This is a genomic window from Pseudomonas sp. S34 (assembly GCF_009866745.1).
Classification (GTDB): domain Bacteria; phylum Pseudomonadota; class Gammaproteobacteria; order Pseudomonadales; family Pseudomonadaceae; genus Aquipseudomonas; species Aquipseudomonas jessenii.
Genome location: NZ_CP019398.1, coordinates 4,024,217 through 4,036,851, shown reverse-complemented (window position 1 = coordinate 4,036,851; position 12,635 = coordinate 4,024,217). Strand labels below are relative to the sequence as shown.

Genomic DNA, 12,635 nt, shown 5'->3' with positions numbered 1-12,635 from the left:
CTCCCGCACTCCCACGAATGTTATGAGGACTCCCATGCGTCTGATCCGCATGCTGTTGCTGCCGGTACTGGCCTTGACCACGCTCCAGGCTAACGCCGATGACAAGGACGTGGCGCGCCTGACCCAACTGCTGGAAAAATCCCAGACCCTGACCGCACGTTTCTCGCAACTGACCCTTGATGGCACAGGCACCCAATTGCAGGAAACCGCCGGCGAGATGTCCCTGCAGCGTCCGGGCCTGTTCTACTGGCACACCGATGCGCCGGCCGAACAGACCATGATCTCCGATGGCAAGAAAGTCACCTTGTGGGACCCGGACCTGGAACAGGCCACCATCAAGAACCTCGACCAGCGCCTGACCCAGACCCCGGCCTTGCTGTTGTCCGGTGACGTGTCCAAGATCAGCCAGAGCTTCGACATCAGTGCCAAGGAAGCCGGCGGCGTGATTGACTTCACCTTGAAGCCGAAGACCAAGGACACCCTGTTCGACAGCCTGCGCCTGTCGTTCCGCAATGGCCTGGTCAATGATATGCAACTGATCGACAGCGTCGGCCAGCGCACCAATATCCTGTTCACCGGGGTGAAGGCGAACGAGCCGATCCCTGCGTCCAAGTTCAAGTTCGACATCCCCAAGGGTGCCGATGTAATCCAGGAATAAAACGCAAAACCCTGTAGGAGCGAGCCTGCTCGCGATGAACGCAAAGACACCGCAGGGTGTCAGGCTGCCAGCGTTATCGTTGACGTCAATCGCGAGCAGGCTCGCTCCTACAGGGAATAGAGGACCAGTGAGGTTTTAAACGTACGCCATGGATCTGTTTCGCAGCACCCCCATCGCCCAGCCATTGGCCGCCCGCCTGCGTGCGGCCAATCTGGACGAGTACGTCGGTCAGGAACACGTGCTCGCTCGCGGCAAGCCCCTGCGCGAAGCGTTGGAGCAGGGTGCCCTGCATTCGATGATTTTCTGGGGGCCGCCGGGCGTGGGCAAAACCACCCTGGCGCGATTGCTCGCGGAAGTCTCGGACGCGCACTTCGAAACGGTCTCGGCAGTGCTGGCCGGGGTCAAGGAGATCCGTCAGGCGGTGGAAATCGCCAAGCAACAGGCCGCGCAGTACGGCCGCCGCACCATTCTGTTCGTCGACGAAGTGCATCGATTCAACAAGTCCCAGCAGGATGCGTTCCTGCCCTATGTCGAAGACGGTACGCTGATTTTCATCGGCGCAACCACGGAAAATCCCTCGTTCGAACTCAACAACGCCTTGCTGTCGCGGGCGCGGGTCTATGTGCTGAAAAGCCTCGACGAAGCGGCCCTGCGCAAACTGGTGCACCGCGCGCTGACCGAAGAGCGTGGCCTGGGCAAACGTAACCTGACCCTCAGCGACGAAGGCTTCCAGATGCTGCTGTCGGCCGCCGATGGCGATGGTCGGCGCCTGCTCAACCTGCTGGAAAACGCCTCGGATCTGGCGGAAGACAACGGCGAAATCGGCACCGATCTGCTGCAAAGCCTGCTCGGTGACACCCGCCGACGGTTCGACAAGGGCGGCGAAGCGTTCTACGACCAGATTTCCGCGCTGCATAAATCGGTGCGCGGCTCCAACCCCGACGGCGCCTTGTACTGGTTCGCACGGATGATCGATGGCGGTTGCGACCCCTTGTACCTGGCCCGGCGCGTGGTGCGCATGGCCAGCGAAGACATTGGCAATGCCGATCCCCGCGCCCTGAGCCTGTGCCTGGCGGCCTGGGAGGTGCAGGAGCGCCTCGGCAGCCCCGAAGGCGAGCTGGCGGTGGCCCAGGCCATCACCTATCTGGCCTGCGCGCCAAAGAGCAACGCGGTGTACATGGGCTTCAACACGGCATTGCGCGCCGCCGCCGAGCACGGCTCGCTGGAAGTGCCGCTGCACCTGCGCAACGCGCCGACCAAGCTTATGAAACAATTGGGCTACGGCGATGAATACCGTTATGCCCACGATGAGCCGGACGCCTATGCCGCTGGCGAAGACTATTTCCCGGAAGAACTCGACCCGATCCCGTTCTATCAGCCCGTGCCCCGTGGCCTGGAGTTGAAGATCGGTGAAAAACTCAATCACCTGGCGAAACTCGACCGTTTAAGCCCAAGGCAGCGGAGAAAATAGTGCTTCCCTTGATCGTTGCGGTTTCCGTCGGCGGGATGGCCGGCACGTTGTTGCGCTTCGTCACGGGCAACTGGATCAACGCGAATTGGCCGCGGCACTTCTATACCGCGACGCTGGCCGTTAATATCGTGGGCTGTTTGCTGATCGGCGTTCTATACGGTCTGTTTTTGATACGCCCGGAGGTGCCCATCGAGGTGCGTGCCGGGTTGATCGTTGGCTTCCTCGGGGGGCTGACGACTTTTTCATCCTTTTCACTGGATACGGTGCGCCTGCTGGAAAGCGGGCAAGTGCCGCTAGCCCTGGGCTATGCGGCGCTCAGCGTATTCGGCGGGCTGCTTGCCACCTGGGCCGGCCTGTCCTTGACCAAACTTTGATAAACGAGAAACCGACATGCTCGATTCCAAACTGTTACGTAGCAACCTTCAGGACGTAGCGGACCGCCTGGCATCCCGTGGCTATACCCTGGATGTTGCGCGCATCGAAGCGCTGGAAGAACAGCGCAAGACCGTCCAGACCCGCACCGAAGCACTGCAGGCTGAACGTAATGCGCGCTCCAAATCCATCGGTCAGGCCAAGCAGCGCGGCGAAGACATCGCGCCGCTGATGGCGGACGTCGAGCGCATGGCGGGCGAATTGAGCGCGGGTAAAGTCGAACTGGACGCGATCCAGACCGATCTGGACTCGATCCTGCTGGGTATCCCCAACCTGCCGCACGAATCGGTGCCGGTCGGCGAAGACGAAGACGGCAACGTCGAAGTGCGCCGCTGGGGCACCCCGACTGCCTTCGATTTCCCGGTTCAGGACCACGTCGCCCTGGGCGAGAAGTTCGGCTGGCTGGACTTCGAAACCGCCGCCAAGCTGTCCGGCGCCCGTTTCGCCCTGCTGCGCGGCCCGATTGCCCGTCTGCACCGCGCCCTGGCGCAGTTCATGATCAACCTGCACGTCACCGAGCACGGCTACGAAGAGGCCTATACGCCTTATCTGGTCCAGGCCCCGGCGCTGCAAGGCACCGGCCAGCTGCCGAAGTTCGAAGAAGACCTGTTCAAGATCGCGCGCGAAGGCGAAGCCGACCTGTACCTGATCCCGACCGCCGAAGTGTCGCTGACCAACATCGTCGCCGGCGAAATCGTCGATTCGAAACTGCTGCCAATCAAGTTCGTCGCCCACACGCCGTGCTTCCGCAGCGAAGCCGGTGCATCGGGTCGTGACACCCGCGGCATGATCCGCCAGCACCAGTTCGACAAAGTTGAAATGGTGCAGATCGTCGAGCCATCGAAATCCATGGAGGCGCTGGAAGGCCTGACCGCCAACGCCGAGAAAGTCCTGCAACTGCTGGAACTGCCTTACCGCACTCTGGCGCTGTGCACCGGCGATATGGGCTTCAGCGCGGTCAAGACCTACGACCTGGAAGTGTGGATCCCGAGCCAGGACAAGTACCGCGAAATCTCGTCGTGCTCCAACTGCGGCGACTTCCAGGCCCGCCGCATGCAAGCGCGTTTCCGCAACCCGGAAACCGGCAAGCCGGAACTGGTACACACCCTGAACGGCTCCGGCCTGGCGGTGGGCCGTACCCTGGTCGCGGTGCTCGAGAACTATCAGCAGGCCGACGGTTCCATCCGTGTGCCTGAAGTCCTCAAGCCCTACATGGGTGGCCTTGAGGTCATCGGCTAAATGAACTATCTGCCGCTGTTTCACAACCTTCGCGGCAGTCGTGTGTTGGTCGTCGGCGGGGGGGAGATTGCCTTGCGCAAATCCCGCCTGCTGGCCGATGCCGGTGCGCTGCTGCGGGTGGTTGCACCTGAAATCGAAGCGCAATTGCGCGAGCTGGTTGCCGGCAGCGGTGGCGAGTGCCTGTTGCGTGGCTACGCCGAGGCGGATCTGGACGGTTGCGGGCTGGTCATTGCCGCCACCGACGACGAAACGCTGAACGCACAAGTTTCCGCCGATGCCCATCGGCGTTGCGTGCCGGTCAATGTGGTGGACGCGCCGGCCCTGTGCAGCGTGATCTTCCCGGCCATCGTCGACCGTTCTCCCTTGATCATTGCAGTGTCCAGCGGCGGCGATGCGCCGGTGCTGGCACGCTTGATTCGCGCCAAGATCGAAACCTGGATTCCTTCCACCTACGGTCAATTGGCCGGGCTGGCTGCGCGATTCCGTCATCAGGTCAAAGGCCTGTTTCCGGATGTGCAGCAGCGTCGGGCGTTCTGGGAGGATGTTTTCCAGGGCCCGGTTGCCGATCGGCAACTGGCTGGGCAGGGCGGTGAAGCCGAGCGGTTGCTCCAGGCGAAAATCGATGGTGAGGCGCCAGTGGCGACCGGTGAAGTCTATCTGGTGGGTGCAGGGCCAGGTGATCCCGACCTGTTGACGTTCAAGGCATTGCGTCTGATGCAGCAAGCCGACGTGGTGCTGTACGACCGTTTGGTGGCACCGGCGATTCTCGAACTGTGCCGTCGCGACGCCGAGCGGGTTTACGTCGGCAAGCGCCGATCCGATCACGCGGTGCCGCAGGATCAGATCAACCAGCAATTGGTGGATCTGGCCAAGCAAGGCAAGCGTGTGGTGCGATTGAAGGGCGGCGATCCGTTCATCTTCGGTCGTGGTGGCGAGGAGATCGAAGAACTGGCGGCCCATGGCATCCCGTTCCAGGTCGTGCCGGGGATCACGGCAGCCAGCGGTTGCGCGGCCTATGCCGGGATTCCGCTGACCCACCGCGATTATGCGCAGTCGGTGCGTTTCATCACCGGCCACCTCAAGGACGGCTCCAGCGATTTGCCATGGGCCGATCTGGTCGCCCCGGCGCAAACCCTGGTGTTCTACATGGGGCTGGTGGGCTTGCCGATCATCTGCGAACAGTTGATCAAGCATGGTCGCGCCGCCGATACCCCAGCGGCACTGATCCAGCAGGGCACCACGGTCAACCAGCGGGTGTTTACCGGCACCCTGGCGGACCTGCCACGACTGGTGGCAGAGCATGAAGTGCATGCGCCGACCTTGGTGATCGTGGGTGAAGTGGTGCAACTGCGCGAGAAACTGGCGTGGTTCGAAGGGGCTCAGGGGCAGGTCTGAGACCGAGTTGCCCTCATCGCGAGCAAGCTCGCTCCCACAGGGGATTTGTGAACGACACAAATCAATTGTGGGAGCGAGCTTGCTCGCGATGAGGCCTTCAAAACCTGCACAAATCTCAAGCTCTGCGCCAAACCCCTTTCCCACTCAACCGCTCCCGATCATGGGCCGCGGTGAAGTCCTGCGCCGGCCCTTTCGGCACCACACCCGTCGGGTTGATGGTGCGGTGGCTGGCATAGTAGTGGTTTTTGATGTGGGTGAAGTCGACGGTCTCGGCAATCCCCGACCACTGATAAATCTCCCGCAGCCAGTTCGACAGGTTCGGATAATCCGCAATCCGCCGCAGATTGCACTTGAAGTGCCCGTAGTACACCGCATCGAAGCGAATCAGCGTGGTGAACAGGCGGATGTCCGCTTCGGTCAGGTACTCGCCCGCCAGATAGCGGTTGGCGCCCAGCAGCAGCTCCAGTCGGTCCAGCTCGGCAAACACCTCGTCGAAGGCTTGTTCATAAGCCTGTTGCGAGGTAGCAAACCCGGCGCGGTACACGCCATTGTTCACCGCCGGGTAAATCCGCTCGTTCAACGCATCGATTTCTCCCCGCAGCGGCGCCGGGTAGAAGTCCAGGTCGTTACCGGTCAGATCGTCGAAGGCGCCATTGAACATGCGGATGATTTCCGATGATTCATTGTTGACGATACGCTTTTGCTGTTTGTCCCACAGCACCGGCACGGTGACGCGACCGGTGTAGTCGGCGGTGTCGGCGGTGTAGCGCTGGTGCATGAATTCGAAGTGGTCGAGCTTGTCGCCGGTCGAACCCAGGTTCCGGTCGAAGGTCCAGCCGTTTTCCAGCATCAACCAACTGACCACCGAAACGTCGATCAGGTTTTCGAGGCCTTTGAGTTTGCGCAGGATCAGTGTGCGATGGGCCCACGGACAGGCCAGGGACACGTACAGGTGATAGCGCCCGGGTTCGGCCGCGAAACCGCCGATGCCGGTCGGTCCCGGCTTGCCGTCAGCGGTCAGCCAGTTGCGACGCTGCGCCTGTTCGCGCTGGAACGCGCCGTCCTTGCTGCTTTCGTACCACTTGTCCTGCCAGCGGCCATCCACTAACAAACCCATGTTCAAGACTCCCGAAACCCATAATCGATGGAGTCGAGTCTATTCCGATGAGTTCGAACAAAAAGCGCAAAGATCGGACGCGAATGATCGATTAAATCGATTTGTCCCGCGCGGCCCAGTATTTTTCAGCGGTTTCGAAGGCCTGTTCGCGGGTCTGGCCAAGGCCACGCAGGGCCAAGGCCATGGTCGAGATCAGGGCCATTTGCGGGTAGCTGTCGACCACGTCGCCACGCCAGACCGCTTTCAAATGCTCAGGATCAAGCGAGGCAGGTTTGACGTGACGCTGCGCCGACAACTGCGGCCATTCCTCGTCCCAGCTCTCGCCCCCGGTGGTGCCGTACAGGTGACTGTCGGCGTCCGGGTTGATCTCGATCTCGCCGCCATCGCCCTTGATCACGATGGCGGTATCACCGAGCAATCCACTGGCGTCGCGATGCACGGCCTGATAACCCGGGTGGAAAATGCTCTGCAGGCCGCAACGGGCGCCCAACGGATTGAGGATCCGCGCCAGGGAGTGGATCGGCGAGCGCAGGCCCAGGGTGTTGCGCAGGTCGATCATGCGTTGCAGCTGTGGCGCCCAGTCCATCAATGGCATGAAGGCCAGGCCGCCGTTATCCAGCGCCGAACCCACCTGTTGCCAGTTACGGCACAACGGGATGTTCAATTCGCCCAGCAGTTGCTCGCTGTACAAGCGTCCGGCCGTGTGGGCGCCGCCGCCGTGCATGAAAATCCGCACGCCGTTTTGCGCCAGGCACTTGGCCGCCAGCAGATACCACGGCAAGTGCCGCTTCTTGCCGGCATAGGTCGGCCAGTCCAGATCCACTGCCATTGCCGGAGGATTCAGGCGTTCGCGCAAGGCTTCGGTGAAACCCGCCATCTCCTCGAAGCTTTCTTCCTTGTGCCGCAACAGCATCAGGAAGGCGCCGAGCTGGGTTTCCTCGACCTTTTCATCGAGCACCATGCCCATGGCTTCGCGGGCCTCGACCCGGGTCAGGTCACGAGCGCCGCGCTTGCCTTTGCCAAGGATCCGTACGAACTGGGCGAACGGATGCTCGGCGGGCGTTTCGAGTGTCAGTGCTGGGTAATCGGTCATACCTTCCGGAGCCTTGCTAACTGTTATATGTGGTTTATCTTCCATAAATCAGTCACTTACCTAATCTAACTATTTTTTAGTGTTTTTACGCGTGGAACGACTGAGTGACTGCCAACCTGCCTCATTGCAATCTCTTTGCAACCCCTCATTTCAGCGTTCGTCAGAGGAGGAGGTTAGTCTATGGCGGTCAGAGGGCACACGATCTCAGATTCGATTATATAATCGACTCAGCGAGTTCATCGAGGTGATGAGAGTGCTGTCCGCTAACAGACGGTTGGGCACCCTGTCCATTGAGAAGACGAAGCAGCGATGGCGGCCTTGCGAGGCAGAGTAAGTGGGTCCCCTTCAGCAGTGCCAGCGATCGGCAACGCAGCATCAATGAGATGCTCCTCGGAATCTGGTTCGGCTACTTCGATCAAGCTGCAGCGGCCAGTGACCTGGTGGTCCGTCGTATTCCGGTTTTGGGTACTGATACTCGCCTGTAAGCTCCTAAATACCACTTTGTAAATAGGAAAAGCTTATGACGATGCCTCACGAGCGTACTAGGGCGGTGATTGCCGCCGGAGTGTTTTTGCGAGAAATTTCTGAAGACATTACTCTGAACTATGAGTTGCGTGATTTGGCAGATCAAATACTTCGCCACTACCCCAGCAGGAGCGAGGTTTTGATGCAAGGACAATTCGAAGCAGGCTATCCCGAGACATTTGGGGTGTCGCCATTCTTCAGCCCAAGCGTAAGGCTGAAATAGCTACCTAGACGTCATTCACGAGCCTTCGAAAATGAACATTCGGGGCGTGAGTGTCGGTTGATGACCATAGACAATAAGGGCAGATTCCGGCCGATTCTGTTGAAAAAGTCGGCCATGGTTTCCTCAGCAGAAAAGTATGCGTCCGAGATTGAAATCTTTACTTTCAGCAGTGGCTCCCGGACTCAGATTTCACGTAGCAGCGTGCAAAAAAGGCGTTTTCACCAGTCAATGTCCAAGCCGTTTGGCCGGACCGACTTTTTCAACAGAATCGGCCAGAAGCTGCCGTTCAACAAAGGCCAAAAGCGAGCAGTAGCAAATAACTAGCGTCTGCCAAGTCCGGGAAGTTTAGGAACGAGCTCCAGCCTATTCAAGTAAGCAAAGGGATTGAGCGCACGCTTAGGTGAAAGGCTTTAAGCGTCATTTCAGAAATAAAACTCCCGCCGAGTGAGGTGAGTATTTTTGGCTCTGAAGGTGATATTCAGATCGGTACGACACGATATTTCAGCGGTAGATTAAATTTCAGCTGCAAGTAATTCAGATACGCTTGATCTTCGGGTGACAGGGCTTTACGTCCAACCGCGAACAGTAGGGTAACCCGCTGGGAATCAGCATCATGCGAGGGATAGTAAAAACCGTACTCCAGCAGTTGTCCCAGCGCCAGTCGAAGCACAGTACGCGGCACAAGATCAGACTTGATTTCAAAAAGCATTCGTTCGCCGGGTGTTTCTACAGTGATATCTACAAAATCTTTCTCGCAACAAATATCCGCGTTCGGGTATTCAGCTTTCAGCTCTTCAAGCAGTTTGGCTTGAATGAGTCCATGCTCCGGCGTGCATATTTTTCCAGCAGAGCCACTGCGATAAAACGGATTTTGATTCGGTGCATCCGGACGACCTTTCCGGCCCAGATGCCTTCGATCAATAAAAGGAACCTGGGCATTGTTTTTGATTTCATTGAACTGGTAGCGTCGAAGGGTTCGTACGTATTCATCCTCTTCGGCATAGGTGCCTGCTGGATACCAACGCACATTCTCCTGACGGAAACGTACGTTGATCATCCCGTTGACCCAATTCGGGTCGCCTAATGTAGAGACATTTCCATTCACTGCCACAATATCGGCCTGCATCTCGGCCAGCCAGCCATTAGCAACAAACTGAGCATGGATGGCTTCCGATTGTGAGTAACTGAGGCATTCAACATCCAGAATCTTGGCGACATACCGACGCTGCGACCCCGGCTCACATGTATAAAGCGTGACGTCGACCGCTTCTTCCATGCCAGCAACCGTTGAGCGGCTGTTATTTACGCCCTGCAAAAAACCATACTGCCAGCCATCAATTTGCCAATCAAACCGGAACAACCACTCTTCGTGACCGTAACCAAACATACGTGAAAAAGAGGGCGGGTTAGCAAGCTCAAGCAGCCGCGCCTCGCCAGTGGGACGTCGCCATCCTTGAGAGTTGAAACAGATCCTAGACAGATATTCCATGGGGTACGTCTCATTCTGTTCAAAATGGCCAGAATTAGGCCATTTTTTTAGCGATATTACATAGCAGTATGTTCAAGTAAATCCAGTAGTAGACTTGGGTCCAGCGTACGCTTCAGGCTGATAGCTTCCCTTTTCGAAGGGCTGCTTTGAAAGCGGGCTGTGGGATTGCTCATATTGCAGGAGGTGGGAAGTTTCAGGCAATACCCTGCTCGTGAGAGATCCTGTATGGAGCTAGCAGGCTACCCAAGCACCCGTAGTTTGTAATCCGTTGCCGTCTGATACAACCGTTCGACGTGAAGCAGCAGCCGCGCTAACTCTTCCGGCGGCGCACCGGATTCTTGCGCCTCTCGATAACGCTAATGAATGACCTGTAAGGCCTCATGTGGGGCTTGTATAATTACGCTAATAAAGCTACTAACCAATCGGTTGATCCGCCCCTAGTAACTGGATGAGTTTTAGGCCTTTTACCTAAAAAGTTTTTGCAAGATATTATTTATTGTCGGCGCTGATTGAAAACTGACCCACCCTGCCGATTGAAAATTGACCCAGGGCGGATTGCTGATTTTGGCATCAGCAATTGTGGATAAGCTTAGCAGTCGTGTCCCGGTGGAAGAGGCATTAAAGCCCCACCGCATTTGGGCATGCGGCAGGGTATTTTCGGTGCGGATCAAAACAGCTCATCGTCCTCGGCACCATCATTGTCTTTGCGCTTTCGTTCACGTGATTTGATCTTGGTCTGGGCGACCAAGCTGCTGTGTTGCAGGCGGTAGGACTCGTTGCCCGTTTCGACGATGTGGCAGTGGTGTGTCAGCCGATCCAGCAACGCCGTTGTCATCTTGGCGTCACCAAACACGCTCGACCATTCCGAGAAGCTGAGGTTGGTGGTGATCACCACGCTGGTGTGCTCGTACAGCTTGGACAGCAAATGAAATAACAGGGCACCACCGCTCTGGCTGAAGGGCAAATACCCCAGTTCATCGAGTATCACCAGGTCTGTTCGTAGCAGCCCTTGAGCGATGCGGCCCGTCTTGCCGTCGTACTTTTCGCGTTCCAGCAGATTGACCAGATCCACCGTGGAGTAGAAGCGCACGCGTTTGTGATGCATCGTGATCCCGGACACAGCCAAGGCGGTGGCGAGGTGTGTTTTGCCTGTTCCAGGCCCGCCGATGAACACGACATTCTGCGCGGTATCGGTGAACTCCAGGTTGGACAGATCCCTGATCAGGCGGGCATCTGCGCTGGAAGCGCTGAAGTCGAAGCCGGCCAAATCACGATGCATGGGGAGTTTGGCCATGTTCATCTGGTGGTTCACTGAGCGCACCGCTCGATCCGCATGTTCTTGTTGGAGAAGATGCTCAAGTAGCCATTTCGAGGATGCCGTCGAAGCTTCTCCTTGCGAGGCTAGTTCTTCCCAGGCGCTGGCCATGCCATGCAGACGCAGTTCTTTGAGTTCCGCCATAAGATCACGCATTGCGAGTCTCCTCATCGGTGGTACGGAGCCGGTCGTAGCGTGCCGTATTGGCGACAGGCGCTATCTTGAGTTGAAGGCTGGTTTCGGCGGACGGAGGGGCTGCTGTCGATGTCAGTCGAGCCAGGACATTCAGGATGTGCTCAGCACTCAAGCTGCCGGATTCAAGTACCAACTCCACAGCCACCAATACGGCGTCGAGCCCGGCGATGGGAACAGCCGCCAGTACTTGAGTCATGACTCGATCACCATTGGTGTGCCGCCTCAGACCGCGTTTTAGCAGTTGCAACGGCTTCGGCAGATCGGCAAACGGAGCGCCATTACGCAGCGCACCGGGCTTGCGTTCGATGAGCGGGATGTAATGCTGCCAGTCAAAACTGACCTGATCTCGATCAAACAGGCGCTCGTGACTGGCAATCATCGTTTCATCGGCGATGACCACCACCCGTGTGGGATACAAACGGCTGCTGACCCACTGACCGACCCGCTCACACGGCACCGAGTAGCGATTTCGCGCCACGCTGATCAGGCAGGTGCTGGAGACCCGTACGGTGCGCTCGACGTAGCCATCAAAGGCAGTCGGCATCGGCATCAATTCGGCGCGTTCCAGCTCCAGGACGTCCGCCACTGACAGCCCGTTGTACTGCGGGTGCACCAGTCCGTCCCAAAGCGCACGGCAGCGTTGGCCGAGCCAGGCATTCAATTCCTCGAAGGTATGGAACATGCAGTTTTGAGCATCGAGCCAGATGCGCCGTCGGCTGTCTTGAACGTTCTTTTCAACGATGCCTTTTTCCCAGCCGGAGGCCACGTTGCAGAAGTCCGGATCGAATAGGTAGTGGGCACACATGACGGCAAACCGGGCATTGACTGTGCGGCCTTTACCTTTGTTGACCTTGTCGACAGCCGTTTTCATATTGTCGTAGATGCCGCGACGCGGCACCCCACCTAACGCGCCAAACGAGCGGGTATGGGCATCGAACAACATCTCGTGGCCTTGGCTGGGATACGCAACCAACCAAAATGCGCGACTGGCGCACAGCTTCATATGGGAGACCTGGATGCGTCGGAACAGGCCGCCGATCAGCAGACCTTCTTCGCTCCAGTCGAATTGAAAGGCCTCCCCGAGTGCAAAGGTCAGCGGCACAAAGGCCCGTAAAGACTTGCCTTGCTCGCCGCGCCACGCGCGTATGAAGGCGGTGAGCTGGCTGTAGCCGCCGTCGTAGCCCACGGCCTTGATCTGTTCGAAGAGTGCTTTGGCACTCCTGCGGTTGTGCTTTGCCCGAAACGAATCGGCCTTGAGCGCCTGCTCCAGCGTCTCGTGAAATGGACTGAGTTTGTTGAAGGTTGCGCACCGTTGGTACGCCGGCTGGGTGGCTTCGGGTGCTCTGACCCATTTTCGAATGGTGTTTCTCGACAGTCCGGTACGCTTGGCTATCTGATGCAGCGAGAGCTTGTCGCGGAAGTACATCCGCCGGATTTTTCCCAACATTTCCATGCTGATCACCCTGTGTTCTCCTGCTCGAAA

General features: G+C 58.2%; 11 protein-coding genes. 6 read left to right on the top strand and 5 right to left on the bottom strand.

Annotated features, from left to right (window positions below; translation table 11 throughout):
- Window positions 1-34 precede the first annotated feature (34 nt).
- The 5 genes from lolA to cysG all read left to right on the top strand — a co-directional run bounded on the left by lolA (window position 35) and on the right by cysG (window position 5,195).
- The gene (gene lolA, locus PspS34_RS18045; RefSeq protein ID WP_008049385.1) at window positions 35-658 is read left to right on the top strand and encodes an outer membrane lipoprotein chaperone LolA; all 624 of its coding nucleotides are present in this window, start codon (window positions 35-37) and stop codon (window positions 656-658) included.
- A gap of 148 nt (window positions 659-806) precedes the next feature.
- Window positions 807-2,129, top strand: a complete 1,323-nt coding sequence (locus PspS34_RS18040; RefSeq protein WP_154861342.1) for a replication-associated recombination protein A — start codon at window positions 807-809, stop codon at window positions 2,127-2,129.
- Window positions 2,129-2,503 (top strand): fluoride efflux transporter CrcB, encoded by a 375-nt coding sequence (gene crcB, locus PspS34_RS18035; protein ID WP_057714174.1) that lies wholly within the window; start codon window positions 2,129-2,131, stop codon window positions 2,501-2,503. The genes PspS34_RS18040 and crcB overlap by 1 nt, the downstream gene beginning before the upstream one ends.
- A gap of 16 nt (window positions 2,504-2,519) precedes the next feature.
- Window positions 2,520-3,800, top strand: coding sequence for a serine--tRNA ligase (gene serS, locus PspS34_RS18030; protein ID WP_057714175.1), 1,281 nt, complete (start codon window positions 2,520-2,522; stop codon window positions 3,798-3,800).
- Window positions 3,801-5,195, top strand: coding sequence for a siroheme synthase CysG (gene cysG, locus PspS34_RS18025; RefSeq protein ID WP_154861341.1), 1,395 nt, complete (start codon window positions 3,801-3,803; stop codon window positions 5,193-5,195).
- Window positions 5,196-5,310: 115 nt separating this feature from the next.
- Here the strand turns inward: cysG and PspS34_RS18020 are convergent, their stop codons facing one another.
- Window positions 5,311-6,312, bottom strand: coding sequence for a glutathione S-transferase family protein (locus PspS34_RS18020; RefSeq protein WP_154861340.1), 1,002 nt, complete (start codon window positions 6,310-6,312; stop codon window positions 5,311-5,313).
- A gap of 91 nt (window positions 6,313-6,403) precedes the next feature.
- Window positions 6,404-7,405 (bottom strand): glycosyl transferase family protein, encoded by a 1,002-nt coding sequence (locus PspS34_RS18015; protein ID WP_057714178.1) that lies wholly within the window; start codon window positions 7,403-7,405, stop codon window positions 6,404-6,406.
- Window positions 7,406-7,925: 520 nt separating this feature from the next.
- On the opposite strand from PspS34_RS18015, the gene PspS34_RS18010 reads away from it, so the two are divergent.
- Complete coding sequence (locus PspS34_RS18010; RefSeq protein ID WP_159390262.1) at window positions 7,926-8,153, top strand: BPSL0761 family protein; 228 nt, start codon at window positions 7,926-7,928, stop codon at window positions 8,151-8,153.
- Between the two features lie 478 nt (window positions 8,154-8,631).
- On the opposite strand, the gene PspS34_RS18005 is transcribed toward PspS34_RS18010, so the two are convergent.
- The 3 genes from PspS34_RS18005 to istA all read right to left on the bottom strand — a co-directional run bounded on the left by PspS34_RS18005 (window position 8,632) and on the right by istA (window position 12,605).
- The gene (locus PspS34_RS18005) at window positions 8,632-9,642 is read right to left on the bottom strand and encodes a hypothetical protein (RefSeq protein WP_159390261.1); all 1,011 of its coding nucleotides are present in this window, start codon (window positions 9,640-9,642) and stop codon (window positions 8,632-8,634) included.
- A 667-nt stretch (window positions 9,643-10,309) separates the two neighbouring features.
- Window positions 10,310-11,113, bottom strand: coding sequence for an IS21-like element helper ATPase IstB (gene istB, locus PspS34_RS18000; RefSeq protein ID WP_159389514.1), 804 nt, complete (start codon window positions 11,111-11,113; stop codon window positions 10,310-10,312).
- Window positions 11,106-12,605 (bottom strand): IS21 family transposase, encoded by a 1,500-nt coding sequence (gene istA / locus PspS34_RS17995; protein WP_159390378.1) that lies wholly within the window; start codon window positions 12,603-12,605, stop codon window positions 11,106-11,108. Before istA ends, istB begins: the two co-directional genes overlap by 8 nt.
- Between the last annotated feature and the right edge of the window lie 30 nt (window positions 12,606-12,635).

What these genes read in the sequence shown, in the direction of transcription:
- serS (WP_057714175.1), top strand. Translation starts at nt 2,520, where the DNA reads ATGCTCGATTCCAAACTGTTACGTAGCAACCTTCAGGACGTAGCGGAC.
- istB (WP_159389514.1), bottom strand. Translation starts at nt 11,113, where the DNA reads ATGCGTGATCTTATGGCGGAACTCAAAGAACTGCGTCTGCATGGCATG.
- PspS34_RS18015 (WP_057714178.1), bottom strand. Translation starts at nt 7,405, where the DNA reads ATGACCGATTACCCAGCACTGACACTCGAAACGCCCGCCGAGCATCCG.
- PspS34_RS18010 (WP_159390262.1), top strand. Translation starts at nt 7,926, where the DNA reads ATGACGATGCCTCACGAGCGTACTAGGGCGGTGATTGCCGCCGGAGTG.
- PspS34_RS18005 (WP_159390261.1), bottom strand. Translation starts at nt 9,642, where the DNA reads ATGGAATATCTGTCTAGGATCTGTTTCAACTCTCAAGGATGGCGACGT.
- PspS34_RS18020 (WP_154861340.1), bottom strand. Translation starts at nt 6,312, where the DNA reads ATGGGTTTGTTAGTGGATGGCCGCTGGCAGGACAAGTGGTACGAAAGC.
- istA (WP_159390378.1), bottom strand. Translation starts at nt 12,605, where the DNA reads ATGGAAATGTTGGGAAAAATCCGGCGGATGTACTTCCGCGACAAGCTC.
- lolA (WP_008049385.1), top strand. Translation starts at nt 35, where the DNA reads ATGCGTCTGATCCGCATGCTGTTGCTGCCGGTACTGGCCTTGACCACG.
- cysG (WP_154861341.1), top strand. Translation starts at nt 3,801, where the DNA reads ATGAACTATCTGCCGCTGTTTCACAACCTTCGCGGCAGTCGTGTGTTG.
- PspS34_RS18040 (WP_154861342.1), top strand. Translation starts at nt 807, where the DNA reads ATGGATCTGTTTCGCAGCACCCCCATCGCCCAGCCATTGGCCGCCCGC.